This is a genomic window from Serratia sp. 3ACOL1, assembly GCF_003668775.1.
GTDB lineage: Bacteria > Pseudomonadota > Gammaproteobacteria > Enterobacterales > Enterobacteriaceae > Chania > Chania fonticola.
Genome location: NZ_CP033055.1, coordinates 4,832,470 through 4,859,090, shown reverse-complemented (window position 1 = coordinate 4,859,090; position 26,621 = coordinate 4,832,470). Strand labels below are relative to the sequence as shown.

Here is a 26,621-nt window from a genome sequence, read left to right as displayed (position 1 = left end):
GCCCCACAAAATAATCACAGACCTACTTTTTGCGGCCACCCATGATCGAGCCTAAAACGCCGCGCAGGATCTGGCGGCCCAGATCGCGCGCCATGCTCTTGGCGGCGGTCTGTACGATGCCGTCGTGTTTACCGCCGCGTGGACCAGTGGAGCCGAACAAGATTTCGTTCAAGCCGCCCATCAAGCCACCGCCGCTTTCCTGCCCTGCGGCCGGTTTCTGAGCCGGTTGCCCAGGCTGTGGCGTCCCCACAGTGGCAAAACCACCTGCGGCCAGTTTTTCATAGGCAGATTCACGATCCACCATATCCTCATAGCGTCCGTAGAGCGGGGATTTATTGATGGCGCTGTTCATCCCTTCGGCCCCCAACATGCCCATTTTCGATTCCGGTGCGATCACCATCGCACGCTCCACCACATTAGGCCGCCCTTTCTCATCCAGGAAGGAGACTAGTGCCTCGCCCACGCCTAGTTCGGTGATTGCCGTTTCTGCATCAAAGTCTGGATTGGCGCGCATAGTTTGGGCCGCTGCCTTCACCGCTTTTTGATCGCGAGGCGTAAAGGCCCGCAGCGCGTGCTGGACACGGTTACCCAACTGGCCCAGGACACTGTCCGGGATATCCAACGGATTCTGGGTGACAAAGTAGATGCCCACACCTTTGGAACGGATCAGGCGTACCACCTGTTCAATTTTGGTCAGCAATGCCGGTGGCGCATCGTTAAACAGCAGGTGGGCTTCGTCGAAGAAAAACACCAGCTTTGGCTGTTCCGGATCGCCCACTTCCGGCAAATGCTCAAACAGCTCCGCCAGTAGCCACAGCAAAAACACCGCATACAGCTTCGGCTGGTTAATCAGCTTATCCGCCGCCAGCAGGTTGATGATGCCGTGCCCGTTGGCGTCGGTTCTCATCAGATCGTTGATATCCAACATCGGCTCGCCAAAGAACTGATTGGCACCCTGCTGTTCCAGCGTCAGCAAACCACGCTGGATCGCCCCGATCGAGGCCGAAGAAATGTTGCCGTACTGGGTTTGGAACTGTTTGGCGTTATCCCCAACGTACTGCACCATCGCACGCAGGTCTTTCATGTCCAGCAGCAGTAAGGCGTTGTCATCGGCGATCTTGAACACCAACTGTAACACTCCGCTCTGCACCTCGTTCAGATCCAACAGGCGACCAAGCAGCAGCGGGCCAAGATCGGAAATGGTGGCGCGGATAGGATGGCCCTTTTCGCCAAAAATATCCCAAGGGATCATGGAACAGACTTGGGGTTGCCAGTCGGTAACGCCAATCGCCGCCAACCGCGCCTGCAACTTCTCGGAGGGAACACCTTCGGCCGCAATGCCCGACAGATCGCCTTTAACGTCCGCCAGAAATACCGGAATGCCAATACGCGAGAACTGCTCCGCCATCTTTTGCAGGGTGACCGTTTTGCCCGTACCGGTCGCCCCGGTGATCAACCCGTGGCGGTTAGCCAGAGCAGGTAAAATGACCAGTTCCTGCGCCGGTTTCCCGTCTTTCATCGCTTTGGCAATAATCCGTGCTTCGCTCATTTTCTGTTCCTATAACCCTGTACGGCGCGAATGCGCCCGTTGATATCATCAAGGCTATAAGCGAGACGTAAACCCGTCAAGGACAAACAAAAGGGCCCCATTCAGGTGCTCTCATGCCGAACTGAGTCGCTTACGTTATCCGCGTAACCCCAGCTCTTCTTTCAGCGATTTGAGATAGCGGCGGCTGACCGGTACCGGCTCCCCCACCGACATAATCATTTCCGCCGTGCCACTTTCTTCAAAACGGATCTCTTTGACCTGCTCAAGGTTCACCAGATATTGCCGGTGGCAGCGCACCAATGGTGTGCGGCTTTCCAACGTGCGTAGCGTCAGTTCGGTGAAACACTCCATGCCGTCATTGCGTACCACATACACCCCGGTCGAGCGTGAGCGGATAGCGATCACCTCGTCGAAACGCAGTAGGTAAATCCGGCTGTGACCGGTGCAGGGAATGTATTTCAGGTAGCCCGCGCTTTCATCTAACGCCGCAATATTCTGCGGAGCACGGCGCTGATGCAGGCGCTGCAGGGTTTTATTCAGCCGATTCGGCTCCGCCGGTTTCAGCAGGTAATCAAACGCATGCTGCTCGAAGGCCTGCACCGCGTATTCGTCATAGGCCGTCAGAAACACGATGTAGGGCATACGGTTCGGGTCGAGCATGCCAACCATTTCCAACCCGCTGATACGCGGCATCTGGATGTCCAGGAACACCACGTCCGGTTGCAAGCGGTGGATTTGGCTGATGGCCTCAATGGCATTGGCGCATTCACCAATAATGGTAATGCCCTCTTCCTCTTCCAGCAGGTGGCGCAGGTTATCGCGGGCAAAGGGCTCGTCATCAACAATCAGTACGTTCAACATCAAGCAGCCCTCGCCAAGGGAACGTTAAGGGTGATGCAAGTATAGGCTTCAGGTTCGCAGGTGACCTGCACGCCATAATCTTCACCATAGCGCACGCGGATACGCCGATCGACCAGGTTCATCCCCAACCCGCTGCCACCGGTCTGCTGACGGAACAGCCCGGCGTTATCCGTCACCTGCAGCAGCAAGTGATCACCTTCCAGACGTGCACCAATATCGACACGGCCAATCCCCAACAGATGCGAAGTGCCGTGCTTGATGGCATTTTCCACGATTGGCTGCAGTGAGAAAGCCGGTAAACGCACTGCCAGCAACTCTTCCGGTAGAGAAACGGTGATCTCCAGCCGATCGGCAAAACGGGCCTTTTCGATCTGCAGATAGGCGTTCACATGTTCGATCTCGTCCGCCAGGCTCACCTCATCGTCGGAACGCTTGAGGTTTTTGCGGAAAAAGGTCGACAGATACTGCACCAGTTCGCAGGCCCGGTCGCCATCGCGGCGGATCACCGCCACCAGCGTATTCAGGGCGTTGAACAGGAAATGCGGGTTCACCTGCGCATGCAGCAGTTTGATTTCCGACTGGGCCAGCAGCTGTTTATGGCGCTCATATTGCCCGGCCATGATTTGCGCCGACAGCAGGCTGGCAATCCCTTCCCCCAGCGTGCGGTTGATGGTGCTAAACAGCTTGGTCTTGGGTTCATACAGTTTGATGGTGCCAATCACTCGCTGGTTTTCACCACGCAGTGGGATCACCAGTGTCGAACCTAGTTTGCAATTGCCGTTGATGGAGCAGCAGTAAGAAAGCTCATTGCCGTCGGCATACACCACCTCGTTGTTATCGATGGCGCGATGGGAGTGGACCGAGGAGATCGGAGTGCCCGGCAGATGGTGGTCGTCACCAATGCCGATAAAAGCCAGCAGCTTGTCACGATCGGTGATCGCCACGGCGCCGATGCCCAGCTCCTGATAGACCACCCGCGCCACCTTCATGCTGTTTTCCTGGTCAAACCCCTGGCGCAGAATACCCTCGGTACGTTCGGCAATCTTCAACGCCTTGGAGGAGAAGGCACTGGTGTATTTCTCAAACATCGCCCGCCGATCCAGCAGGATCTGCATAAACATGGCGGCGCCGACGGTATTGGCGATCAGCATCGGCAGGACGATATGCTCCACCAGCAGCACCGCTTCGGGGAACGGACGCGCAACGATCAGGATAATCGCCATTTGCAGCACTTCTGCCACCAACGCAATCCCAGCGACAAACAGCGGGTTGAACAGCAGATCGATACGCCCGCGCCGCATGGCAATGCTATGCACAATGCCGCCAACCAGCCCTTCGGCCACCGTGGAGATCGCACAGGCGACGTCTGTCATGCCCCCCAGCGTATAACGATGCAGGCCACCCGTCAGGCCAACCAGAAAACCAACGGAAGGCCCACCCAGCAGCCCGCCCAACACGGCGCCGATGGCGCGGGTATTGGCGATGGAGTCCTGAATATGCAGGCCAAAGTAGGTGCCCATAATGCAGAACACCGAGAAAATGACGTAGCACAGCAGCTTGTGCGGCAGACGGATGGTCACCTGCATCAGCGGAATAAACAGCGGCGTCTTGCTCAGCAGATAGGCAATGACGAGGTACACGCACATCTGCTGTAGCAGCAGTAACACCTGGTTAAATTCGTACATAAAAACGGCTCATCCTGAACAACGGGGGCGATCAAAAAAGTGCCGGGTATCCGGTCTGGTTATATTCCCGTCGTCTTTCAAGCTGCAGCGTTGTTACCTGCACTTACTCACCCCAGTCACTTACCCAAAAGTAAGCTCCTGGGGATGAGTAAGTTTGTCGCCTAGCTGCAACTTGAAATCCATAGGGTATAAAAGCGGGCAATTAAATCACGTGGGATCGAAAAAAACAGTGATGCAGGCAAACATTCAGGAGGGAAAAGCAGGCCGGCCCCCAGCTAGAGACCGGCTTGGGTGATTTATGGCAGCACTTTGGCCGACAGGATCACGATAGGTTTGCTCGGGACATTCTGGTAAGGACCGACGTTGCCGGTTGGTACCTGGGAGATTTTATCTACCACGTCCATCCCTTTAACGATCTTGCCAAATACCGCGTAGCCAAAATCACGCTGACCATGATCGAGGAACGCATTGTCTGCCACGTTCAGGAAGAACTGGCTGGTGGCGCTGTCTTTATCGGCGGTACGCGCCATGGAAATGGTGCCACGCAGGTTACGCAGGCCGTTGTCGGCTTCGTTCTTGATCGGTGCATTGGTGGTTTTCTGCTGCATATCCGCAGTAAAACCGCCGCCCTGAACCATGAAACCTGGGATCACGCGGTGGAAAACGGTGTTGTTGTAGTAACCGCTGTTCACGTAGTCAATAAAGTTCTTGGTTGAGACCGGTGCCTTCTGACTGTCGAGCGCCAATTCGATATTCCCTGCCGAGGTGGTCAGCATGACGTGGGTTTCACCGGCGGCTAATGCGGCGGGTGCCATGGCTGTCAGGGAACACAGCGCAACGAAGGTCACTAAAGTACGTTTGAACATGAACGGGTCCTTTCTTTGAGATACAAACAACGGAAAGCGCTTTGATTCTAAAGAGCTGCGCCCGGCAGCGCCAGCCATTTACCTATATTTACTCAATTGCCGGACGTTTCTGAGTGCGCCCGGTTTTTTCCTGCCGACAGTATGATCCCCGTACTGATTTTTGCCAAGCCGATCACGCATTATTTGCCCATTTTCGCCCTTCAGCGGTTTTTGCGACACAAATCCCGGTTTGGATCTGCAATCCAGCTAGGCTAAACAAATGAGAGCGCTCTCATTTGCGCTGATAACCATAATAATACTGGAGAGCAATGATGAAGAAGATAGTGCTGTGCTGTGCCGCGGGGATGTCTACCAGCATGCTGGTCAAACGCATGCAAACCGAAGCGCAAAAGCGCGAACTGGCCGTGGAGATTGTGGCGGTACCGGCTGCGGATTTTGAAGCCGAGCTGCCAACCGCCAGCGTGGTGCTGTTGGGGCCACAGGTGAAGTACGAACTGGCCCGCTTCAGCCAGCTTGCCGGGCCACATGGCCTGCAGGTCGCCGTCATCGACATGATGGATTACGGCACCCTGCGCGGTGACAAGGTATTAGACCAAGCCCTCAGCCTGATCGCCTGACGCCGCGGAGAACCCCATGAGCCTATACGCTTCCCTGATGCGCGTGGTCGAAAGCCATATCGCGCCACTGGCTGGCCGGATCGGTAGCCAGCGCCATATTATTGCCATTCGTGACGGTTTTATCAGCGCCATGCCGTTTTTGATCGTCGGCAGTATCATGCTGATCGTCGCCAACCCGCCGTTTGACGCGACCACTACCTCCAGCTTTGGGCAAGCCTGGCTAGGGTTCGCCAAGAAGCACTGGGACACCATCACCATGCCGTTCTTTATGACCATGGGGTTGATGAGCGTATTTGTCTCTATTGGTACCGCCTACAGTCTGGCAAAACACTACAAAATGGACGCCCTGACCGCGGCGCTGCTGTCGCTGATGGCATTCCTGCTGGCTTCTGCGCCACAGGTCGACAACAAGATGTCCCTCGATTTTCTAGGTGGCCAGGGGGTATTCACTGCCCTGATCTGCGCCATTTGGTCGGTCGAACTGATCCGCCTGCTGAAAAAGTACAACATCACCATTCGCATGCCGGAACAGGTTCCTCCTGCCATTGCCCGTTCGTTTGAACTGCTGTACCCGGTGGTGGGCATTCTGTTGACGGTCTACCCCGTCAGCCTCCTGATGCAGAGCGAATTCCAACTGCTGCTGCCCGCCGCGATTATGCAGGTGTTCCAGCCGCTGATTTCCGTTGGCGATACGCTACCAGCCATCCTTTTGGCGGTGCTGATTGCCAACCTGCTGTGGTTTGCCGGTATTCACGGCGACAACATCGTGACCGGCCTGCTGAACCCAATCTTTATGGCTAACCTGGCCACTAACGCCGCGCTGGTCGCCAACGGTGCAGCCATGACCCAAACGCTGACCGCGCCATTCTGGTCTTTCTATGTCTGTATCGGCGGCTCTGGCTCCACGCTGGTGTTGGCCTTCCTTTATCTACGCAGCCGCTCCATTCATCTGCGCACCATCGGCAAGCTTAGCGTGGTCCCGGCGGCCTTCAATATCAATGAACCGCTGCTGTTTGGTTCACCGGTGGTGATGAACCCAACGCTGTTTATCCCGTTGATTGTGGTGCCGATGGTTAACGCCACTCTGGCTTATTTCGCCCTGCACTGGGACATGGTGGAGAAAATGGTGGCGATGGCCCCCTGGACCGCTCCGGCACCGCTGGGAGCGATGATCTCCGCCTCCTGGGATATCCGTGCCGCCGTATTGGTGCTGGTGCTGATGGTGATAGACCTGGCGATCTGGCTGCCGTTCTTCAAAGTGTATGAAAAACAACTATTGGCGCAGGAACACGAGCAAGCCGAGGCTGAACGCGAAGCCAGCAACGCCGCCGCCGCACAGTAACAGGAGAGATAACGTGACTGAACTGATGGCTGAAGTCAGCCAGGATTTTGAAAGCACCATTATGGAGCTGCTGGTATTTGCCGGTAGCGCCCGCAGCAGCGCGCTGATGGCTTTGCAACAGGCCCGTGCCGGTGATTTCACCGGTTCCGCCGAGCATATGGCCGAATCCAAGCAAGCGGTGAAGCAGGCGCATCGCATTCAGACCCAGCTGATCGGCATGGACGAAGGCTGCGGCAAACTGGCCATCACCCTAATCACCGTACACGCGCAGGATCACTTGATGAACGCCATGGTCATTCAGGATCTGGCCGATGACATGATCGAACTTTATCGCCGTCAGGTACAATTGGAGGCCCGCTCATGAGCGCATTAAAAATTGCCATTATTGGCGGTGGTAGCAGCTACACGCCGGAGTTGGTGGAAGGCCTGATCCTGCGAATTGAAGAGTTACCGGTGACCGAGCTGGCGCTGGTGGACGTTGAGCCTGGCCGGGAGAAGGTCGAGATCATTGCCGCATTAACCCAGCGTATGCTGGCCCGTAACGGCCTGGAGCAGGTAAAGGTCAGCGTGCATTTCAACCTGGACGAGGCCATTCGCGGTGCCAGTTTCGTCCTCACCCAGTTCCGCGTGGGTCAGTTGCCTGCCAGAGCAGCCGACGAACGCCTAGGCCTGAAATACCAACTGATCGGCCAGGAAACTACCGGCGTTGGCGGTTTTGCCAAGGCGTTGCGCACCATCCCGGTGATGCTGAATATCGCCCGCAAGGTTGAACAGCTGGCACCCGATGCCTGGATCATCAACTTTACCAACCCGGCCGGTATCGTGACCGAAGCCGTTTCGCGTTATACCAAGGCGAAAATTATCGGCCTGTGTAACGTGCCGATCAGCATGCATCACATGATCGCCAATATGCTGAAGGCCCCTTACGCCGAGGTACAGCTGCAATTTGCCGGGTTGAACCACATGGTGTGGGTCCACCAGGTGCTGCAAAACGGCAAGGACGTGACCGGCAAAGTGATCGACATGCTGTGTGACGGTGCCGCGCTGACCATGAACAACATCAAGGAAGAACCTTGGCCGCCGGAATTCCTGCGCGCCGTTGGGGCGATCCCCTGCCCTTACCACCGCTACTTCTATCAGACCAAAGAGATGCTGGCGGAAGAGATTGCCGCCGCAGCCGAACGCGGTACCCGTGCCGAACAGGTGATGAAAGTAGAGAAGGAGTTGTTCGAGCTGTATGCAGACCCACATCTCGACAGCAAACCTGAGCAGCTCAGTTTCCGTGGCGGTTCGTTCTATTCCGAAGTGGCGCTGGAGCTGATCAGGGCCATTCACAACAATCTCGGCACGCAATTAGTGGTCAATACCGCAAACCGTGGCGCTATTCGCGGTTTGCCAGACGATGCTGTGATAGAAACCAACTGTATCGTCGATGCTCAGGGCGCCCATCCGCTGACGTTTGGCCAACTGCCGGATTCGATGCATGCGCTGACCCAGCAGGTTAAAGCCTATGAACGCCTGACGATCGAAGCCGCCGTGCATGGCGATCGCCGCAGTGGGCTGCTGGCACTGGTCACCAATCCTCTGGTCGCCAACGCCCAAATTGCCCAGCCGCTGCTGGAAGAAGTGCTGGAGGTGAATAAAGCCTATTTGCCGCAGTTTAACGCATAACCATCAACATTGGGTTCGGCTCGCCGGACCCACTTATCTCCTGTAATCTGATCAAGTGGGGGGATAAGCCCCTAATCAGGAGCAGTAACATGGTGACACTGGAAGATGTCGCAGCGATAGCGGGCGTATCCCGCGCGACTGTGTCACGCGTGGTCAACGGCGATAACAAGGTCAAAGCGCTCACCCGCGAGAAGGTCAAACGGGCGGTGGCCGAACTGGGCTATACCCCCAACCCGGCAGCCAGGGCGTTGGCGTCCAGCCAAAGTAACACCTTGGGCCTGGTCACCACCTCATACCGAGGGGGCTTCTTTGGCGCCCTGATGGATTTCGTCCAAACCGAAGCCGAGTCCAACGGTAAACAGCTGCTGGTGACCCAAGGCCGTAACAGTGCGGAAAATGAACTGCTGGCGATCCAACGCCTGTTCAGCCTGCGTTGCGACGGCGTGATCCTGCACGTGCGCTGCCTCAGCGATGATCGGCTACGTCAGTTGGCTGCCGAACAGCGCTCCTTTGTGCTACTGGATCGCCTGGTCCCTGGCCTGGAAGATCGCTGTGTCACCTTCGATCACGTTTACGCCAGCCAGCTTGCTACCCAGCAGTTGATCGACGCGGGCCATCGGCGCATTGCCTGTATCAGCGGCCCAGCCCAGCGAGCCTCCAGCCAACAGCGATTGCAAGGGTTCCTCAATGCGATGCAGGCCGCCAATCTGCAACCGCTAGGCTGCCCGGAAGGGGTGTATGACCTGGAAAGCGGCTACCAGTGCGCTGACCAGCTGCTGCGCAGCAAAACGCTGCCTACGGCGATCTACTGCTGCAACGAAGAAATGGCGATGGGTGCCCTGCTGGCGATTAATGAACGACATCTGCGCGTACCGCAGGATATCTCATTGATCTGCTATGACAGCGGCGAGCGGGCGCCTTTTGTCCGCCCGGCGCTCACCAGCGTGCATTTCCCCATTACCGAGATGGCGCAATATGCCGCTCGTCTGCTGATAGATCCACTGACCGCACCGGTGAGCTTTGAGCCGACCATCATCCAGCGTGATTCGATCGCCACACCCGGTAGTTGATCACATAAAAATCTAAAAACCTTTCATCCCTTGCATCAAAAAATCGATGCTCGTCACATAAACTCCCGTTGTCTATGCTAGGATCCGCCTCCTGGTGGCCTGATCGGGATCTTTTCCAGTTTTTACCAGGAAAAACCTGCGGCCTTATGCCAGCTTTAAACCCTAGGGATTTCAGGTTACAGCCTGACAGCCCACGGGTATAAACCACAACAAAGATAATCAGGCCTATATACATGAATGACAGCAACCGCATCCGGCTAACCTGGATCAGCTTCTTCTCTTATGCGCTGACCGGTGCATTAGTGATCGTCACAGGGATGGTGATGGGAAACATCGCAGAGTATTTCAATCTGCCAGTTTCCAGCATGAGCAATACCTTTACCTTCCTTAACGCGGGTATTTTGATTTCAATCTTCCTTAATGCCTGGTTGATGGAAATTATTCCGCTGAAACGTCAGCTGATCTTTGGCTTTATCCTGATGCTGCTGGCCATCGCCGGGCTGATGGTGGGCAAAAGCCTGACCCTGTTCTCGCTGTGCATGTTTGTGCTCGGCGTGGTCAGCGGTATCACCATGTCGATCGGCACCTTCCTGATCACCCATATGTATGCGGGCCGCCAACGCGGTTCACGCCTGCTGTTTACCGACTCCTTCTTCAGCATGGCCGGGATGATCTTCCCGATAATCGCCGCAATGCTGCTGGCGCGAAGCATTGGCTGGTACTGGGTTTACGCCTGCATTGGGGTGCTGTACCTGGCCATCTTCGTGCTGACGCTGTGTTCCGAGTTCCCGGTTCTGGGTGACAAAGGGGAGAAAAGCAGCGAGCCGGTGGTGAAAGAGAAATGGGGCGTCGGCGTGCTGTTCCTGGCTATCGCTGCGCTGTGCTACATCCTTGGCCAGTTGGGCTTTATCCAATGGGTGCCGGAATACGCCACCAAAACCTTCGGCATGAATATCGACCAGGCGGGCAAGGTGGTCAGCAATTTCTGGACTTCTTACATGATCGGTATGTGGGTGTTCAGCTTCGTGCTGCGTTTCTTTGACCTCCAACGCATCGTCACCGTGCTGGCCGCGCTGGCAACGGGTGCCATGTACCTGTTTATCAGCACCGATAATCCTGAGTACCTGAGCTACTACATCATGGCTCTGGGCTTCGTCTCCAGCGCGATCTACACCACGCTGATCACGCTCGGCTCGCAGCAAACCAAGGTTTCCTCACCGAAGCTGGTCAACTTTATCCTGACCTGCGGCACCATCGGTACCATGCTAACCTTCGTAGTCACCGGCCCGATAGTTGCCAGCAGCGGAGTCCATGCCGCGCTGACTACGGCCAACGGCCTGTATCTGGCGGTGTTTGTGATGTGTCTGCTGCTCGGTTTTGTGACCAAGCACCGCAACCATGGGCATACCACGCATTAATTATACCAGGGGCGAACATATACTGCCGTAGGGGCGCCGCATGCTGCGCCCATTTATTGGTCGATTAAGGTTTGTCATCAATCCGAGGGTTCTGCCAACGCAGAACCCTTTTTTTATGTCTAACGCCTGAAGTCGACCTGCTCTTCCTGCTCCAGATACAGCGTGGTTTGCGCAGGCTGGGTGGCCGCGATGACCGCACCAGCACGGATCGAATAGCGTACCGGCGTCTGGCGGCGTACTGCGTCAAAACCGCTGTCTGCAGGTAAGATCACCAAATCGGCACTATTGCCTGCACGCAAACCATAATCCGTCAGATTCAGGGTTCGTGCGCTGTGGGTAGTGATCAGATTCAAACCGTCATCGATCTGGCCATAGCCCATCAGTTGGCAGACGTGGAGCCCCATATGCAGCACCTGCAACATATTGGCGGTGCCCAGCGGATACCAGGGGTCAAACACGTCGTCATGACCAAAGCAGACGTTGATGCCTGCTTCCAGCATCTCTTTCACCCGGGTGATGCCACGCCGTTTAGGATAAGTATCGAAACGTCCTTGCAGGTGAATATTCACCAACGGGTTGGCCACGAAGTTGATACCGGACATTTTCAGCAGCCGGAACAGCCTTGAGGTATAGGCCCCATTGTAGGAATGCATCGCGGTGGTGTGGCTGGCGGTAACCTTGGCGCCCATCTCCAGCTTCAACGCCAGCGCGGCCACGGTCTCCACAAAGCGGGACTGCTCGTCGTCAATCTCGTCGCAGTGCACGTCCACCAGCCGATCATATTTTTGCGCCAGGGCAAAAGCCTTGTGCAGCGACTCCACGCCGTATTCGCGGGTGAATTCAAAATGCGGGATAGCCCCGACCACATCCGCCCCGAGCCGTAACGCCTCCTCCAGCAAGGCTTCCCCATTGGGATACGACATGATCCCTTCCTGAGGGAAGGCCACAATTTGCAATGTGATCCAAGGAGCGACTTCCTGCTTGACCTCCAGCATGGCGCGCAGCGCGGTCAGTGTAGGATCAGAGACGTCGACATGGGTGCGCACATGCTGCACGCCGTTGGCGATTTGCCACTTCAACGTCTGCCACGCGCGTTGCTTCACGTCTTCATGGGTGAGCAGTGCTTTGCGCTCTGCCCAGCGTTCAATGCCTTCAAACAGCGTGCCGGACTGGTTCCATGCAGGCTGCCCGGCAGTTTGCGTGGTATCCAGGTGGATATGCGGCTCGATAAACGGCGGCAGCGCCAGCCCGCCTTCGGCATCCAACACGTCGCTGCGCCACTCCAGCCCCTCAGGCTGTGGAATGATATGCACGATCCGCCCTTGCTCAATGGCCAACTGCCATAGCCCTTCATGCCCGCTCAGGCGCAGGTTATCGATAAACTTGACCGGATTGTTCGCCATTTTTTACCTCTGCTCGGCTCACCATTTCTTTCATCATACTGGGCAATGACGAGCTGACAAAATCGCCGCTTGGCGCCTCTCCCCTTTCGCTACTCCCCAAGGAGTACTTTTTCCATTAACTGGCTCGATTCAGCTAAAGTTGAGTAAAAACCGCAACTTATCAAATATCGATATAAATCATAGATATACCACCTTAGAGGTATATAGGGGCTAGCTTGACCTGTATCAATAAATTGCCTTCTGGGAGGAATAAGGTACATCCAGGAAATCAGAATTTTGAGGCAATAATGAGCAGAGTCCAACTCGCGGTTATCGGCAACGGCATGGTCGGCCACCGCTTTATCGAAGATCTGCTGGAAAAGGCAGACAAAGACCAGTTCGACATCACCATCTTTTGTGAAGAACCACGCATCGCCTACGACCGCGTGCATCTCTCCTCCTATTTCTCCCACCACACTGCCGAAGAGCTTTCGCTGGTCCGCGAAGGCTTCTACGAAAAACAGGGTGTCAAAGTGCTGGTGGGCGAGCGCGCGATCACCATTAACCGCGCAGAGAAAGTGATCCACTCCAATACCGGCCGCACGGTGTATTACGACAAGCTGATCATGGCGACCGGCTCCTACCCGTGGATCCCGCCGATCAAAGGTTCAGAGACTCAGGACTGCTTCGTTTACCGCACCATTGAAGATCTTAACTCTATCGAATCCTGCGCCCGCCGTAGTAAACGTGGTGCAGTGGTGGGCGGTGGCCTGCTCGGCCTGGAAGCGGCAGGCGCACTGAAAAGCCTGGGCGTGGAAACCCACGTGATCGAGTTCGCGCCGATGTTGATGGCAGAACAGCTCGATCCGATGGGTGGCGACCAGCTGCGCCGCAAGATCGAGCGCATGGGTGTCAAAGTCCACACCGGCAAGAACACCACTGAAATCATCAACGGCGGCAAAAGCGCACGCAAAACCATGCACTTTGCCGACGGCAGCGAGCTGGAAGTCGACTTTATCGTCTTCTCCACCGGCATCCGCCCGCAGGACAAACTGGCTCACCAATGCGGGCTGGCTACCGCCCCACGCGGTGGCATTGCGATTAACGATAACTGCCAGACCTCCGATCCGGACGTTTACGCCATCGGCGAATGCGCCTCCTGGCAGCAGCGCACCTTTGGCCTGGTAGCGCCGGGCTACAAGATGGCTCAGGTCACCGCCGACCATCTGCTGAGCCGTGAAAACAGCTTCCAGGGTGCCGATATGAGCGCCAAACTGAAGCTGCTGGGGGTCGATGTTGGGGGCATTGGTGATGCGCACGCGCGCACCGAAGGTGCCCGCAGCTACGTCTATCTGGATGAAAGCAAAGAGGTGTACAAGCGCCTGGTCGTCAGCGCAGACAACAAAACGTTACTCGGCGCGGTGCTGGTTGGCGATACCAGCGACTACGGCAACCTGCTGCAGCTGGCCCTCAACAACATCGAACTGCCGGAAAACCCAGACAGCCTGATCCTGCCAGCCCATGCCGGCAGCAAGCCTGCCATCGGCGTAGATTCACTGCCAGAAACCGCACAGATCTGTTCCTGCTTCGACGTCAGCAAAGGCGATATCATCAAGGCAGTGAATATGGGCTGTCATACCGTGGCGGCGATCAAGTCCGAGACCAAGGCCGGTACCGGCTGCGGCGGCTGTATTCCACTGATCACCCAGGTGCTGAATGCCGAATTGAGCAAACAAGGCATTGAGGTTAACCATCACCTATGCGAACACTTTGCCTATTCCCGCCAGGAGCTGTATCACCTGATCCGGGTTGAAGGCATTAAAACCTTCGACGAGCTGTTGGCGAAATACGGCAAAGGCTACGGCTGTGAAGTGTGTAAACCGACCGTCGGTTCACTGCTGGCCTCCTGCTGGAACGAGTATGTGCTCAAGCCGCAGCACACGCCGCTGCAAGATACCAACGACAACTTCCTGGGCAACATCCAGAAAGACGGCACTTATTCGGTGATCCCACGCTCTGCCGGTGGTGAAATCACGCCGGAAGGTCTGATCGCCGTCGGCCAGATTGCCAAAGAATACAACCTGTACACCAAGATGACCGGCTCGATGCGTATCGGCATGTTCGGTGCGCAGAAAGACGATCTGCCCGCCATCTGGAGCAAGCTGATCGCCGCCGGCTTCGAAACCGGCCACGCCTACGCCAAGGCGCTGCGGATGGCGAAAACCTGCGTCGGCAGCACCTGGTGCCGCTATGGCGTGGGTGACAGCGTTGGCTTCGGCGTACAGCTTGAACACCGTTACAAAGGCATCCGTACCCCGCACAAGATGAAGTTTGGCGTTTCCGGCTGCACCCGTGAGTGTGCCGAGGCGCAGGGTAAAGACGTCGGCATTATTGCCACCGAGAACGGCTGGAACCTTTATGTCTGCGGCAACGGCGGGATGAAACCGCGCCATGCCGATTTGCTGGCCGCCGATCTCGACAACGAAACGCTAATGCGTTACCTCGACCGTTTCATGATGTTCTACATCCGCACCGGCGATAAGTTGCAGCGTACTTCGGTCTGGCTGGAAAGCCTGGAAGGCGGCATCGATTATCTGCGCAAGGTGATTATCGACGACAAGCTGGGCATCAACGCACAGCTGGAAACCGAAATTGCCCGCCTGCGCGAAGCGGTGATCTGCGAATGGAAAGCCACTGTCGAAAATCCTGCATCGCAGGTGCGTTTCGCCCACTTTATTAACAACAGCCAGCGCGATCCTAACGTTCAGGTCGTGGCCGAGCGCGAGCAACATCGCCCAGCACGCCCGGATGAACGCATTCCCGTTACTTGGCTTGCAACCGAGGAGAACAACGCATGAGCCAGTGGATCACCGTTTGCCCCATCGCCGATATTCTGCCCGCGACCGGCGTGTGTGCGCTGATCGGCACCCAGCAGGTGGCGATATTCCGCCCTTATGCCGACGAACGGCTGTTTGCCATCAGCAATATCGACCCGTTTGCCCAGGCCAGCGTACTTTCTCGCGGCCTGATTGCCGAGCATCAGGGTGAATTGTGGGTCGCCAGCCCGCTGAAAAAACAGCATTTCCGCCTGCACGACGGTTTCTGTCTGGAAGATGAGACCCGCTCCGTGGCCAGCTTCGCCAGCAGGGTAGTCGACGGCCTAGTTCAGGTGGCGGCCAAGTAATCCTTCGCCCCTCACCCCAACCCTCTCCCAAAAGGAGAGGGAGCTGTCCAGAGCACGTAGTTAGCCCATGCAGCTGCGGAAAGTAGAGAGTAGAAACAACAAAGGCAAGGTTAAACGCTAAACAATCAACTAGCTCGATCGGTCCCCTCTCCTGGGGGAGAGGGAGCTTTCCAGAGCACGTAGTTAACCCAGGCAGCTGCGGAAAGTAGAGAGTAGAAACAACAAAGGCAAGGTTAAACGCTAAACAATCAACTAGCTCGATCGGTCCCCTCTCCTGGGGGAGAGGGAGCTTTCCAGAGCACGTAGTTAACCCAGGCAGCTGCGGAAAGTAGAGAGTAGAAACAACAAAGGCAAGGTTAAACGCTAAACAATCAACTAGCTCGATCGGTCCCCTCTCCTGGGGGAGAGGGTTAGGGTGAGGGCGTTTCTTTTTGCCTAACTGACCAGCATTACCCTTATTACAAACACACTTTTTATTATTCATTTCCAGGGAAATTTATGTTCGCCGACACCATCAACAAATGTGCTGCCAACGCGGCACGTATCGTCAAACTGGCCAAAGAGAGTCCGCTCGGCTTCTGGATCAGTTCCGCTATGGCCGGGGCCTACGTCGGCCTTGGCATCATCCTGATCTTTACCCTCGGCAACCTGGTGGATCCGTCCATACGTCCGTTGGTCATGGGTGCCACCTTCGGTATCGCACTGACGCTGGTGATCATCGCCGGTTCAGAGCTGTTCACCGGCCATACCATGTTTCTGATGCTGGGCGTCAAAGCCGGTACCATCAAGCACAGCCAGATGTGGGCCGTCCTGCCACAAACCTGGTTGGGTAACCTGCTCGGTTCGGTGCTGGTCGCGCTGATGTATTACTACGGCGGCGGTAGCCTGCTGCCGATGGATACCAGCCTGGTGCATACCGTGGCGCTGGCCAAAACCACCGCCCCGGCAGAAGTACTGTTCTTCAAAGGCGTGCTGTGTAACTGGCTGGTTTGCCTGGCGATCTGGATGGCACTGCGCGTTGAAGGCGCGGCCAAATTCATCGCCATCTGGTGGTGTTTGCTGGCATTTATCGCTTCCGGTTACGAGCACTCGGTAGCTAACATGACGCTGTTTGCCCTGTCCTGGTTCGGCCACCACAGCGAAGCCTATACCCTGAGCGGTATCGGTCATAACCTGCTGTGGGTGACTCTGGGCAATATGGTCTCTGGTGCCGTCTTTATGGGCCTCGGTTACTGGTATGCCACGCCACGTGCCCAGCGTCCACAGGCTGAGATTGCTGCTGCTCGCCAAAACGCATAATGATTTTGGGGGTGAGCGATCGCCCCCGTTTACCACTTCCCCGAGGATTGCCGATGGATTACTTACCCATTTTCTGCCAACTGCAACACAAAGCCTGCCTGCTGGTCGGCGGCGGGGAAGTCGCTGAACGTAAGGCTCGCCTGCTGCTAGACGCAGGTGCTCAGTTGACCGTCAACTCGCTCCAGTTCAGTGAGCAATTCCTGATCTGGGCCGAACAAGGCCAGGTGACGCTGGTAGAAAGTGAGTTTTCTGCCGACTTGCTGACAGAAAAATGGTTAGTGATTGCCGCCACCGATCGGGTGGAAGTCAACGCCCTGGTCTATCAGTGCGCCAACCAACGGCAGGTGTTCTGCAACGTGGTGGACGACCCCAAACGCGCCAGCTTTATCATGCCTTCGATTATCGATCGTTCGCCGATTATGGTGGCCGTTTCTTCCGGGGGCAAAGCCCCGGTGCTGGCACGTCTGCTACGGGAAAAACTGGAAGCCATTCTGCCACAGCATCTGGGTCAACTGGCTCAGTTGGCGGGTTCATTGCGCCAGCGGGTAAAGCAGGAATTTGCCAGCATTGGCGCTCGTCGCCGCTTCTGGGAAAGGTTGTTCGTACACGACAGGCTGGCACAATCCCTGGCCAACGGCGATACCTCGCAGGCCAACCAGCAGGTTGAAAAACTGTTCACCGATCGGCCAGAAGAACAGGGCGAAGTGGTGCTGGTAGGCGCAGGCCCCGGTGATGCTGGCCTGCTGACGCTGAAAGGCCTGCAACAAATCCAACAGGCTGACGTGGTCGTTTACGATCGCCTGGTCTCTGAAGAAATTATGGCCCTGGTGCGCCGTGATGCCGAGCGAATCTTTGTGGGCAAGCGTGCCGGATACCACTGCGTACCCCAGGAACACATCAATCAGATCCTGGTGGAACAGGCCAGACGAGGCCTGCGTGTCGTCCGGCTAAAAGGGGGCGATCCCTTCATCTTTGGCCGAGGTGGCGAAGAACTGGAAACGCTGGCCGAAGCGGATATTCCCTTTTCGGTAGTGCCAGGGATCACGGCGGCTTCGGGTTGTTCGGCTTACAGCGGCATTCCCCTCACCCACCGCGATCACGCGCAAAGCGTGCGTTTGGTGACGGGCCATGCCAAGGCCGACGGCGGATTGGACTGGGCACAGCTTGCCGCCAAGCAGCAGACGCTGGTGTTCTATATGGGATTAACCCAGGCGGCAGAAATCCAGCAGCAGTTGATCGCTCACGGTATGGCGGCCTCAATGCCCGTGGCGCTGGTCGAAAACGGTACCTCAACTCGCCAGAAAGTGATCGAAGGCGAACTGGCACAGCTGGGTGAGCTAGCCAAACAGGCAGCCAGCCCAAGCCTGATTATCGTTGGCAGCGTCGTCAGCCTGCGCAGCAAGCTGAACTGGAATGCCTGCCGGGAAACACCAGCAGACCTAAGCAAAATAGCATAAAAAAAGCGACCCTTTGGCCGCTTCAGATTGCTAGCAATGTTGCTAAGCTTGTAGTTTCGATCCTAGGGGCGCGCATGCTGCGCCCCTAGCTGGCGAACTGACTGAGATGGTGTCTGCATCCATTAAGGATGTGGTACAAAACCTACGGCTTCATACACCTTCGCCAAGGTTTCCTGCGCACGAGCACGGGCTTTCGCCGCGCCATCACGCATCACCTGCTGTAACAGAGCCTCATCGTTGCGGAAACGGTGATAACGCTCTTGCAGCTCGACCAACATACCAGACACGGCCTCTGCTACAGCGCCCTTCAGGTGACCATACATCTGGCCCTCAAACTCGGCTTCCAACTGGGCAATGCTCTTGCCGGTCACACCGGAAAGGATATCCAACAGGTTGGACACCCCCGCTTTATTGGCAACGTCGTAACGAATGACCGGCGGATCCTGGGAATCGGTCATTGCGCGTTTGATCTTCTTGGTCACCGCCTTCGGATCTTCCAGCAGGCCGATCACGTTGTTACGGTTATCGTCCGACTTGGACATTTTCTTGGTCGGCTCTTGCAGCGACATCACGCGCGCACCAGATTTCGGAATAAACGGCTCCGGCACTTTGAACACGTCGCCGTACAGCGCGTTAAAGCGCTGGCCAACGTCACGGCTCAGTTCCAGATGCTGCTTCTGGTCTTCACCGACCGGCACCTGATTGGTCTGGTACAGCAGAATGTCTGCTGCCATCAGTACCGGATAGCTGAACAGACCGGCGTTGATGTTTTCCGCATAGCGCGACGACTTGTCTTTGAACTGGGTCATGCGGCTCAGTTCACCGAAATAGGTGTAGCAGTTCAGCACCCAGCTCAGTTGCGTATGTTCTGGCACATGAGACTGCACGAAGATGGTACTTTTCTCTGGATCGATGCCACAGGCCAGGTACAGCGCCAGCGTATCCAGGGTGGCTTTTCGCAGCTGTTGTGCATCCTGACGCACGGTGATGGCATGCAGATCGACTATGCAGTAGATGCAATCAAACTCGTCCTGCAGCTGCACCCACTGGCGCAGCGCCCCCATGTAGTTGCCGATAGTCAGTTCACCGGACGGCTGCGCGCCGCTGAAAACGATGGGCTTACTCATAGTTAAATTTCCCGATCTTCTAAAGATGACAGCCCAAGTGCGGGCAACAAATCGGCGAAGCGCTCCAACACGCGGTCGGGGTGGCTCAGGGCGATCGCTTCACCGTAGTTATATCCGTAAGTCAGACCGACGCTCGGGCAACCTGCCGCCTGCGCCGCCTGAATATCATTGCGTGAATCACCGACGAACAGCACTTCACCGGCCCGCAGGCCAAGCTTCCCGAACACCAGATACAGCGGGGCAGGATGTGGCTTTTTCTCCACCACGTCGTCACCGCCGATAATCAGTGAGAAAAAGTCGATAATGCCGAGCGACGTCAGCAAAGGGGCCACAAAGGGTGTCGGTTTGTTGGTGACCAGCGCTAGCGGGTAGCCAAGCTTGGCCAACTGGGCCAGCGTCTCTATTACCTGTGGAAACAGGCGGCTGCCGCTTTCTACGGTTTGCCCATAGAAATGGTCGAAACGTTGACGCATTTGCAGGCACAGCTCTGGCGTGGCTTCCACCTCTGCCCAGCGCAGCGCACGCTGGACCAGCACATCGGCACCGTTACCAATCCAGGTGCCAACACGGGCCTCACCGGCCTGCGGCAGACCCATTTCAGCCAACGCCATATCGATGGCCGCCGCCAATCCCGGTGCACTGTCTACCAGCGTGCCGTCGAGATCGAAGGCCAGACCACGGATAGCGCTAAAATCAGCCATGACTCACCTTTGCCAGCTCGCTGCGCATCTGATCGATCACCGCGCGGTAATCCGGTTTGCCAAAGATGGCCGAGCCTGCCACGAACATGTCCGCGCCCGCTGCAGCGATCTCAGCAATGTTGTCTACCTTCACGCCGCCGTCCACTTCCAGGCGAATGTCGCGGCCGCTTTCGTCGATCAGTTTGCGAACCTGACGCAGCTTGTCTAACGTGCCATGGATAAAGGATTGACCACCAAAACCAGGGTTGACCGACATCAGCAGGATCACGTCGATCTTGTCCATCACGTAATCGAGATAGCTCAACGGGGTCGCTGGGTTAAACACCAGACCCGCCTTGCAACCGTTCTCTTTGATCAGTTGGATGGTACGGTCAACGTGTTCGGAAGCTTCGGGATGGAAAGAGATGTAGGTTGCCCCAGCCTTGGCAAAGTCCGGCACGATGCGATCGACCGGTTTTACCATCAGATGGACGTCAATCGGTGCGGTAATGCCGTAATTGCGCAAGGCTTCGCACACCATTGGCCCGATCGTCAGATTAGGCACGTAGTGGTTATCCATCACGTCAAAATGCACCACGTCAGCACCGGCGGCCAACACTTTGGCAGTATCTTCACCCAGGCGGGCAAAATCTGCAGACAGAATGGACGGGGCAATCAAAAACTTTTTCATCCGCTTCTCCAAACGTAGGGGTCGAGTTATTCAGCTTTTTTATACAGCGCCAGAAGTTCGTTCACTTTACTACGGCCTAAAATATTGCGGCTGATGGTGCGACGAGCCTTCACCACATGCAGCGAAGCATGCTGATACCAGTCACGCGTCAGCTCGGTGTCATGGTTGGAAATCAACACCGGCACCTGACTTTCAACCGACAGCTGATGCGCAATGCGCGCCAGCCCTTGCTGATCGGCCAGGCTAAAGCTGTTGGTGTGATAAGCGGTAAAATTCGCCGTTGCCGACAGAGGAGCATATGGCGGATCGCAATAGACCACCGCACCTTGGGTCGCCTTCACCATGGTATCGTGATAGTGCTCGCAGACAAAAGTGGCATTGCGTGATTTTTCAGCAAACCAATACAGCTCTTCTTCCGGGAAGTAGGGCTTCTTGTAACGCCCAAACGGCACATTGAACTCACCACGCAGGTTATAGCGGCACAGGCCGTTATAGCAGTGGCGGTTCAGATACAGGAACAGCAGCGCACGCCGATACTCATCGGCAGTGGTGTTGAACTCTTCGCGCAGCAGGTAGAACTGCTCTGAGTTATTGAATTCGTCGGTGAAAAGCAAGCGGGCATCGCGCACGAAATCACTCGTGCGCAGCTTAACGATGTTATACAGGCTGATAAGGTCGCTGTTGATATCGGCGAGAATATAAGCCTCGTACTCTGTGTTCAGGAAGACTGAACCCGCGCCCACGAAGGGCTCGATTAAGCAGTTACCCTCTGGTAAATGACGACGGATCTCGTCTATCAGCGGGTATTTTCCACCAGCCCATTTTAAAAAAGCGCGGTTTTTCTTCATGCCGTCAGTTAGCTACTTATTACAATTCAGAGCGGCGGATATGTACTCTGCTTCAGACAGCACATCAGCGCACAAAATTAATGATTATTTTTTCAGGTCTTGCTGTACTTGCTGTACAGGACGGACCCATGGTTTTTTCGCCTGAACTTCCGCCGGCAGCGTGGCGATGGCACGCTTGGCCTCCGCCGAAGAAGCGTAGTTGCCGCTCACTAACACATACCAGGGCTTACCATCACGCTTGGTCTCGTACACCATAAAGTGTGGCAAATTCTGTTGCTTGGCAAAGGCATTCAACGTATCGGAGCGTGAGGCACTGCTCAACTGCAGCGTGTAATGGCTACCCGGTGCGGTTTTCAGTGAGCTTCCGCTGCCGCTCACCACACCACTCTTGCCTTTGGCCGGTGGGGTGTAAACCGTGGTGGTGGTCGCAGAAGGTTTGACCGATGCTGTCGGCTTGGTGGCTGATGGCTTGGTGGCAGACGTTTTATGCGGCTGCGTCGCAGCGGTTGCATTGCCATTCGCCGCCGGACGCGCGGTAGCACCGTTCATCACGGTCGCCGGAGCGGTTGGTAAAGCGGAAGCTGGGGCATTAATATTTTGCGCGGCAGCTGCATCAACCTGACCTTGCTGTGATGACAAGGCATCGGCCATGTTGCCAGGTAGATCGACACGCTCACCAGCACCGCCCTGTGGCGCTACAGGTTGTGCTTCGGTCGGCGTGCTGGAGATAGGTGGGACGCTAACAGTTTGAGGCTGAGAGGTGCTGACACCGTTGTTATCGTTGGTATCCGTAGTGCCGCCCGCAACGCCGTTGTTGCTGGTGGTCAGCGACGATGAGCCCGACAGATTGATGTCGCGGGTTGCCCCTTGTTGCGCAACCTCGTGCTTGGTAGGTGCCTTTAGCGCCGAACCGATGCCTATGATCAGCAACAGCAGCACCAAAATGCCAATCCCAATCATCATATGCTGACGTGAAACGGCAAAACGCGGCCCAGTTGCGGCTGGCCGACGTGAACGCGAAGGACGGCGATCGCTGGTATCAGGCCTGAGATCGTCTTCTGGTTTAAATTCATCCATCTGAAACCCTCCAACTAGAGGCAAAATCTCGCCACCCAGGTGGTTCGAGACTATTAACCCGATGATGGCAAAGCGACATCTGTCTCGCCCTGCGCACAATTTTTATAGAGTCTAACAGCAGCCAAGCTACTGTTATAGCCCGCAAGCTCAAGCACTGTCGACCTGCGTCAAATTACGCCATCCATGGAATTGCCCGGCGGGCAAGGTTCAGCCCGGATAGCAGCAAAGAAACGGCTGCATATCAACCTGGCGAAACGTTAATGCTATTGAGTGTAACCGACTTACGCGCGCTGTGTTGGTAAACAGTCGGCGATAGATGCCAGCACCAGCTCATGGGCAACACCGCCACGAACTTCTGCTTCACCAATGCCCTTCGGCAATACCAAACGCAACGCCCCCGCCAACACTTTTTTATCACGCAGCATGTGTGGCAGATAGGCCTCAGGCGTCATTTCCTGCGGCCCGCAAACCGGCAAACCGGCGCGCAGCAGCAGCGCCTTGATCCGTTCGATATCGTCAGCCGAGAACTGGCCCAGACGACGTGCTGTTTCAGCAGCCATCACCATGCCAGCCGCCACGGCTTCACCGTGCAGCCAGACACCGTAGCCCATTTCGGCTTCGATGGCATGGCCGTAGGTATGGCCCAGGTTGAGCAGCGCCCGCAGACCGTTTTCACGTTCATCGGCAGCCACCACTTCGGCCTTCAATTCGCAACAGCGGCGGATACAGTACGCTAACGCGTCCATATCCAGCGCAACCAGCGCATCAATATTATTTTCCAGCCAGACGAAAAAATCACCATCGAGAATAATCCCGTATTTGATCACTTCCGCCAGACCAGAGGAGAGTTCACGCGCCGGTAAAGTACGCAGGCAGTCCAGATCTACCACCACCGAAGCCGGTTGGTAGAAGGCGCCGATCATATTTTTACCGAGCGGATGATTGACGGCGGTTTTGCCGCCAACGGAGGAGTCCACCTGCGAGAGCAGCGTGGTAGGAACCTGGATAAAACGCACACCGCGTTGATAGCACGCTGCGGCAAAGCCGGTCAGATCGCCAATCACGCCGCCGCCGAAGGCAACTAACGTGGTATCGCGACCGTGGGGCTTTTCCAGCAGCGCCGAGAACACCTGCTCGAGTACGGCCAGAGATTTATACTGTTCGCCATCAGGTAGAATCACCTGATCCACCACTACGCCGCCCTGTTCCAGCACCGACCGGATTCGCTCCAGATACAACGGTGCCAAAGTCTGGTTGGTGACCAGCATGACCTGTTCACCCGCCTTTAGCGGCATAAAAGAAGCCGGATCGTCAAACAATCCGGCGGCTATGGTAATCGGGTAGCTACGCTCCCCAAGCGTTACGGTAATTCTCTCCATGTCGCGCTCAGTTCTCGGTGTGGTTTATCCCCGCCAACGCGGGGAACACAATCAGAATTTCCGCATTTGCCCGCGGCCAACACGGAACCCGCTATCAGTTACTTTCCAGCATGTTGATAATCTGGTTGGCAACCACTTTAGCGCTTTGATCGTCGGTGCGGATAGTGACATCTGCAATTTCTTCGTACAACGGATTACGCTCTCTAGCCAGCGCTTCCAGCACCTCACGCGGAGGAGAGTCTACCTGCAGCAGCGGACGCTTCTTGTCGCGCTGTGTACGGGCCAACTGCTTCTCGATAGTGGTTTCCAAATAGACCACGACACCACGCGCCGACAGGCGGTTACGCGTTTCACGCGACTTAACCGAGCCCCCGCCGGTAGCCAGCACAATCCCTTGCTTTTCCGTCAGTTCATTAATGACTTTTTCTTCACGATCGCGGAAACCTTCTTCCCCTTCCACGTCGAATACCCAGCCCACGTCAGCTCCGGTACGTCGCTCAATTTCTTGATCGGAGTCGAAAAACTCCATATTGAGTTGCTGAGCTAACTGACGGCCAATAGTGCTTTTGCCGGCACCCATAGGCCCAACCAGAAAGATATTGCGTTTCTCTGCCATGTTTTTCGGTATTACTAAGACAATTCGTTAATGATAACCCGCCCCGCCAATCAAATTAGCGGCGGGACCTAAACTGAAACCTCATGAGCGATAGTGCGAGATCAGACGAAAAATTATCTCAACACTCTTGGTAGTTTGGCAACCGAATAAATCACTATCCACGCCGCAGGAGGGAAACCATACGTTTTTAACGGCGTCTTATACCCTATGGATCCCAGGTTTCAGCCTGGAAGACGACGGGTACAGCATTAACAAAAAAACCTCGGTGCTCAATTCGGTAACCCTTGTAAGCTAAATCGGCCGCAGCGTCAAACTCAGATGCCTCTAAGGCACGAAAAAAAGTGCATTTGCTTGCCAACTTTTAAGCGTTTTCAACGGCTAGGATTTTGGACTAAGACCTCGTGAACCGAGCATTGCAGCGAGATCTCCGCCTGGAGTTTATCTGAAAAAGTCTCGGGATGTCGTGATTTGGCAGATTAACGGCAACTTTCGTCGGTTTGCCTCATTTGGCCTTGGCGTCATCACCGTGCCAAACATCACGATCGAGACAATTTAGACCTTAACCAGTGTAGGCGTGATGAAAATCACCAACTCGCGCCTTTTATGCTGTTGGTTGCTGTGTTTGAACAGCGATCCCAGCAAGGGGATATCGCCCACGCCAGGGACTTTATCGGTCGCCTGGTTGCGCTGACGCTGAAAAATGCCCCCTAAGACGATGGTTTCACCATCTTTCACCGTCACTTGGGTTTTAATCTCCTGCTTGTCGATCGCCAGCGCCTCTCCTTCGCCCTGTTTGATCGAACGCCCGGGCATATTCTGGCTGATCTGTAACGTCAGGGTGATGCGGCCATTGGGTAAAATCTTTGGTGTTACTTCCATGCCCAGCACCGCGTCCTTGAACTCGATCGAGGTGGCACCGCTGGAACCGCTCGACACCTCGTAGGGGATTTCCGTGCCCTGTTTAATGCTGGCGGTTTGCAGATGTGCGGTGAGCAGGCGCGGGCTGGCGATAATCTCCACCTGATTTTCCTGCTCCAGCGCCGACAGTTCCAGATCCAGGATGCGCCCGCTGATGCGTGCCAGGTGGAAACCGGCCGTTATGGCGCTGTTCTCTACCGGCAGGCCAACGCTGAAATTGTCTATCCGCAGCTTTTTGGCTGGCCTTTCTTCTGCCGCCAGCCCCCACCTTACGCCAAGCTCCCGCAAATTCTCGCTGCTGATGGTGACAATATGGGCAGCCAGCTGCACCTGTTCCAGCGGGGTATCCATCTCTGCCACCCAGGTTTTCAACTGGGCCAGCGCCTGAACGGTGTCACGCAGCAGCAACGCGTTGCTGCGTTTATCCACCACGACGCTGCCACGCTCGGTCAATAATTTGCCACGTTGGCTATCCAGGCTCTGCGCTATCTCGCTGGCCTCCGCGTTTTGCAGCGTGATCGTCAAGTTGTGCAGCGGCTCCTGCTGCGCCAACGCCCGCTGCCGACGAAGCAGCTCCTGCTCATCCGGCAGTGGGAAAACCATCATCACATTGCCCTCCAGCGTCATCGTCAGCTTGCCCATGCGTAACACCACTGCCAACGCCTGCTGCCAGGGAACATTGTCCAACCGCAGCGTCAGATTGGTGTCGACCCCCTCGGCTGCGACCAGGTTCAGGTCTTGATACTCCGCCAGCGCCTGTAAAATCAGGCTGACCGGGGTATCATGGAACGCCAGCGACACCGGTTTTTCCTGCTGCACACCCGCCATCACCGCTAGAGGGAGAGCCAGCCACCCCACAAAAAACCACTGATATCCTTTCATCA

At 56.0% G+C, this 26,621-nt stretch carries 23 protein-coding genes; 10 read left to right on the top strand and 13 right to left on the bottom strand.

Features of this window, described 5'->3' with window-relative positions:
• Nucleotides 1-22 precede the first annotated feature (22 nt).
• From D9980_RS21870 to ppiA, 4 genes are all read right to left on the bottom strand, one after another.
• The gene (locus D9980_RS21870) at nucleotides 23-1,549 is read right to left on the bottom strand and encodes a helicase HerA-like C-terminal domain-containing protein (RefSeq protein WP_121608432.1); all 1,527 of its coding nucleotides are present in this window, start codon (nucleotides 1,547-1,549) and stop codon (nucleotides 23-25) included.
• A gap of 135 nt (nucleotides 1,550-1,684) precedes the next feature.
• A complete protein-coding gene (gene btsR / locus D9980_RS21865) occupies nucleotides 1,685-2,410 on the bottom strand; it encodes a two-component system response regulator BtsR (RefSeq protein ID WP_021181680.1) in 726 nt (241 codons plus the stop codon).
• Complete coding sequence (locus tag D9980_RS21860) at nucleotides 2,410-4,095, bottom strand: sensor histidine kinase (RefSeq protein ID WP_024482722.1); 1,686 nt, start codon at nucleotides 4,093-4,095, stop codon at nucleotides 2,410-2,412. The genes btsR and D9980_RS21860 overlap by 1 nt, the downstream gene beginning before the upstream one ends.
• 296 nt (nucleotides 4,096-4,391) lie before the next feature.
• Entirely contained in the window at nucleotides 4,392-4,961 is a 570-nt protein-coding gene (gene ppiA / locus D9980_RS21855) for a peptidylprolyl isomerase A (protein ID WP_021181682.1), read from the bottom strand.
• A 311-nt stretch (nucleotides 4,962-5,272) separates the two neighbouring features.
• Here ppiA and D9980_RS21850 point away from each other — a divergent pair, with 311 nt between their 5' ends.
• The 6 genes from D9980_RS21850 to tsgA all read left to right on the top strand — a co-directional run bounded on the left by D9980_RS21850 (nucleotide 5,273) and on the right by tsgA (nucleotide 11,079).
• Nucleotides 5,273-5,578: a PTS sugar transporter subunit IIB gene (locus D9980_RS21850; protein WP_024482723.1), complete on the top strand. Its 306-nt coding sequence runs from the start codon at nucleotides 5,273-5,275 to the stop codon at nucleotides 5,576-5,578.
• A 16-nt stretch (nucleotides 5,579-5,594) separates the two neighbouring features.
• Nucleotides 5,595-6,920, top strand: coding sequence for a PTS sugar transporter subunit IIC (locus D9980_RS21845; protein WP_024482724.1), 1,326 nt, complete (start codon nucleotides 5,595-5,597; stop codon nucleotides 6,918-6,920).
• 25 nt (nucleotides 6,921-6,945) lie between these two features.
• Entirely contained in the window at nucleotides 6,946-7,284 is a 339-nt protein-coding gene (locus D9980_RS21840) for a PTS lactose/cellobiose transporter subunit IIA (protein WP_037411230.1), read from the top strand.
• Nucleotides 7,281-8,591 carry a 6-phospho-beta-glucosidase gene (locus D9980_RS21835; protein ID WP_024482726.1) on the top strand — a complete coding sequence of 437 codons (1,311 nt, stop codon included), beginning with the start codon at nucleotides 7,281-7,283 and terminating at the stop codon, nucleotides 8,589-8,591. The genes D9980_RS21840 and D9980_RS21835 overlap by 4 nt, the downstream gene beginning before the upstream one ends.
• Before the next feature lie 89 nt (nucleotides 8,592-8,680).
• Complete coding sequence (locus D9980_RS21830) at nucleotides 8,681-9,661, top strand: LacI family DNA-binding transcriptional regulator (protein ID WP_121608431.1); 981 nt, start codon at nucleotides 8,681-8,683, stop codon at nucleotides 9,659-9,661.
• A 233-nt stretch (nucleotides 9,662-9,894) separates the two neighbouring features.
• Nucleotides 9,895-11,079, top strand: a complete 1,185-nt coding sequence (tsgA, locus tag D9980_RS21825) for an MFS transporter TsgA (RefSeq protein ID WP_024482728.1) — start codon at nucleotides 9,895-9,897, stop codon at nucleotides 11,077-11,079.
• A 119-nt stretch (nucleotides 11,080-11,198) separates the two neighbouring features.
• On the opposite strand, the gene D9980_RS21820 is transcribed toward tsgA, so the two are convergent.
• A complete protein-coding gene (locus D9980_RS21820; protein WP_121608430.1) occupies nucleotides 11,199-12,482 on the bottom strand; it encodes a cytosine deaminase in 1,284 nt (427 codons plus the stop codon).
• Nucleotides 12,483-12,769: 287 nt separating this feature from the next.
• Here D9980_RS21820 and nirB point away from each other — a divergent pair, with 287 nt between their 5' ends.
• The 4 genes from nirB (at nucleotide 12,770) to cysG (ending at nucleotide 18,401) form a co-directional block, all read left to right on the top strand.
• Nucleotides 12,770-15,319 carry a nitrite reductase large subunit NirB gene (gene nirB / locus D9980_RS21810; RefSeq protein WP_121608429.1) on the top strand — a complete coding sequence of 850 codons (2,550 nt, stop codon included), beginning with the start codon at nucleotides 12,770-12,772 and terminating at the stop codon, nucleotides 15,317-15,319.
• Nucleotides 15,316-15,645, top strand: coding sequence for a nitrite reductase small subunit NirD (gene nirD / locus D9980_RS21805; protein ID WP_121608428.1), 330 nt, complete (start codon nucleotides 15,316-15,318; stop codon nucleotides 15,643-15,645). The genes nirB and nirD overlap by 4 nt, the downstream gene beginning before the upstream one ends.
• A gap of 498 nt (nucleotides 15,646-16,143) precedes the next feature.
• On the top strand, nucleotides 16,144-16,944 hold the full coding sequence (gene nirC / locus D9980_RS21800) for a nitrite transporter NirC (RefSeq protein ID WP_024482731.1): 801 nt from the start codon (nucleotides 16,144-16,146) through the stop codon (nucleotides 16,942-16,944).
• 53 nt (nucleotides 16,945-16,997) lie between these two features.
• Complete coding sequence (cysG, locus tag D9980_RS21795) at nucleotides 16,998-18,401, top strand: siroheme synthase CysG (protein ID WP_121608427.1); 1,404 nt, start codon at nucleotides 16,998-17,000, stop codon at nucleotides 18,399-18,401.
• Nucleotides 18,402-18,523: 122 nt separating this feature from the next.
• Here cysG and trpS read toward each other — a convergent pair whose 3' ends face one another.
• The 8 genes from trpS to hofQ all read right to left on the bottom strand — a co-directional run bounded on the left by trpS (nucleotide 18,524) and on the right by hofQ (nucleotide 26,619).
• Nucleotides 18,524-19,528: a tryptophan--tRNA ligase gene (gene trpS / locus D9980_RS21790; protein ID WP_021181695.1), complete on the bottom strand. Its 1,005-nt coding sequence runs from the start codon at nucleotides 19,526-19,528 to the stop codon at nucleotides 18,524-18,526.
• 2 nt (nucleotides 19,529-19,530) lie between these two features.
• Complete coding sequence (locus tag D9980_RS21785; protein WP_121608426.1) at nucleotides 19,531-20,229, bottom strand: phosphoglycolate phosphatase; 699 nt, start codon at nucleotides 20,227-20,229, stop codon at nucleotides 19,531-19,533.
• Complete coding sequence (gene rpe, locus D9980_RS21780) at nucleotides 20,222-20,899, bottom strand: ribulose-phosphate 3-epimerase (RefSeq protein WP_024482734.1); 678 nt, start codon at nucleotides 20,897-20,899, stop codon at nucleotides 20,222-20,224. Before rpe ends, D9980_RS21785 begins: the two co-directional genes overlap by 8 nt.
• A 26-nt stretch (nucleotides 20,900-20,925) precedes the next feature.
• Nucleotides 20,926-21,747: an adenine-specific DNA-methyltransferase gene (gene dam / locus D9980_RS21775; protein WP_021807471.1), complete on the bottom strand. Its 822-nt coding sequence runs from the start codon at nucleotides 21,745-21,747 to the stop codon at nucleotides 20,926-20,928.
• Nucleotides 21,748-21,831: 84 nt separating this feature from the next.
• Entirely contained in the window at nucleotides 21,832-22,824 is a 993-nt protein-coding gene (locus D9980_RS21770; protein ID WP_121608425.1) for an SPOR domain-containing protein, read from the bottom strand.
• Between the two features lie 281 nt (nucleotides 22,825-23,105).
• Nucleotides 23,106-24,203, bottom strand: coding sequence for a 3-dehydroquinate synthase (aroB, locus tag D9980_RS21765; RefSeq protein ID WP_121608424.1), 1,098 nt, complete (start codon nucleotides 24,201-24,203; stop codon nucleotides 23,106-23,108).
• A 94-nt stretch (nucleotides 24,204-24,297) separates the two neighbouring features.
• On the bottom strand, nucleotides 24,298-24,819 hold the full coding sequence (gene aroK, locus D9980_RS21760) for a shikimate kinase AroK (RefSeq protein ID WP_005271698.1): 522 nt from the start codon (nucleotides 24,817-24,819) through the stop codon (nucleotides 24,298-24,300).
• A gap of 552 nt (nucleotides 24,820-25,371) precedes the next feature.
• Nucleotides 25,372-26,619, bottom strand: coding sequence for a DNA uptake porin HofQ (gene hofQ, locus D9980_RS21755; protein ID WP_121608423.1), 1,248 nt, complete (start codon nucleotides 26,617-26,619; stop codon nucleotides 25,372-25,374).
• Nucleotides 26,620-26,621 lie beyond the last annotated feature (2 nt).

Excerpts from the sequence above, each read along its gene's own strand:
- D9980_RS21870 (WP_121608432.1), bottom strand. The coding sequence starts at position 1,549 with ATGAGCGAAGCACGGATTATTGCCAAAGCGATGAAAGACGGGAAACCG.
- btsR (WP_021181680.1), bottom strand. The coding sequence starts at position 2,410 with ATGTTGAACGTACTGATTGTTGATGACGAGCCCTTTGCCCGCGATAAC.
- D9980_RS21860 (WP_024482722.1), bottom strand. The coding sequence starts at position 4,095 with ATGTACGAATTTAACCAGGTGTTACTGCTGCTACAGCAGATGTGCGTG.
- ppiA (WP_021181682.1), bottom strand. The coding sequence starts at position 4,961 with ATGTTCAAACGTACTTTAGTGACCTTCGTTGCGCTGTGTTCCCTGACA.
- D9980_RS21850 (WP_024482723.1), top strand. The coding sequence starts at position 5,273 with ATGAAGAAGATAGTGCTGTGCTGTGCCGCGGGGATGTCTACCAGCATG.
- D9980_RS21845 (WP_024482724.1), top strand. The coding sequence starts at position 5,595 with ATGAGCCTATACGCTTCCCTGATGCGCGTGGTCGAAAGCCATATCGCG.
- D9980_RS21840 (WP_037411230.1), top strand. The coding sequence starts at position 6,946 with ATGGCTGAAGTCAGCCAGGATTTTGAAAGCACCATTATGGAGCTGCTG.
- D9980_RS21835 (WP_024482726.1), top strand. The coding sequence starts at position 7,281 with ATGAGCGCATTAAAAATTGCCATTATTGGCGGTGGTAGCAGCTACACG.
- D9980_RS21830 (WP_121608431.1), top strand. The coding sequence starts at position 8,681 with ATGGTGACACTGGAAGATGTCGCAGCGATAGCGGGCGTATCCCGCGCG.
- tsgA (WP_024482728.1), top strand. The coding sequence starts at position 9,895 with ATGAATGACAGCAACCGCATCCGGCTAACCTGGATCAGCTTCTTCTCT.
- D9980_RS21820 (WP_121608430.1), bottom strand. The coding sequence starts at position 12,482 with ATGGCGAACAATCCGGTCAAGTTTATCGATAACCTGCGCCTGAGCGGG.
- nirB (WP_121608429.1), top strand. The coding sequence starts at position 12,770 with ATGAGCAGAGTCCAACTCGCGGTTATCGGCAACGGCATGGTCGGCCAC.
- nirD (WP_121608428.1), top strand. The coding sequence starts at position 15,316 with ATGAGCCAGTGGATCACCGTTTGCCCCATCGCCGATATTCTGCCCGCG.
- nirC (WP_024482731.1), top strand. The coding sequence starts at position 16,144 with ATGTTCGCCGACACCATCAACAAATGTGCTGCCAACGCGGCACGTATC.
- cysG (WP_121608427.1), top strand. The coding sequence starts at position 16,998 with ATGGATTACTTACCCATTTTCTGCCAACTGCAACACAAAGCCTGCCTG.
- trpS (WP_021181695.1), bottom strand. The coding sequence starts at position 19,528 with ATGAGTAAGCCCATCGTTTTCAGCGGCGCGCAGCCGTCCGGTGAACTG.
- D9980_RS21785 (WP_121608426.1), bottom strand. The coding sequence starts at position 20,229 with ATGGCTGATTTTAGCGCTATCCGTGGTCTGGCCTTCGATCTCGACGGC.
- rpe (WP_024482734.1), bottom strand. The coding sequence starts at position 20,899 with ATGAAAAAGTTTTTGATTGCCCCGTCCATTCTGTCTGCAGATTTTGCC.
- dam (WP_021807471.1), bottom strand. The coding sequence starts at position 21,747 with ATGAAGAAAAACCGCGCTTTTTTAAAATGGGCTGGTGGAAAATACCCG.
- D9980_RS21770 (WP_121608425.1), bottom strand. The coding sequence starts at position 22,824 with ATGGATGAATTTAAACCAGAAGACGATCTCAGGCCTGATACCAGCGAT.
- aroB (WP_121608424.1), bottom strand. The coding sequence starts at position 24,203 with ATGGAGAGAATTACCGTAACGCTTGGGGAGCGTAGCTACCCGATTACC.
- aroK (WP_005271698.1), bottom strand. The coding sequence starts at position 24,819 with ATGGCAGAGAAACGCAATATCTTTCTGGTTGGGCCTATGGGTGCCGGC.
- hofQ (WP_121608423.1), bottom strand. The coding sequence starts at position 26,619 with ATGAAAGGATATCAGTGGTTTTTTGTGGGGTGGCTGGCTCTCCCTCTA.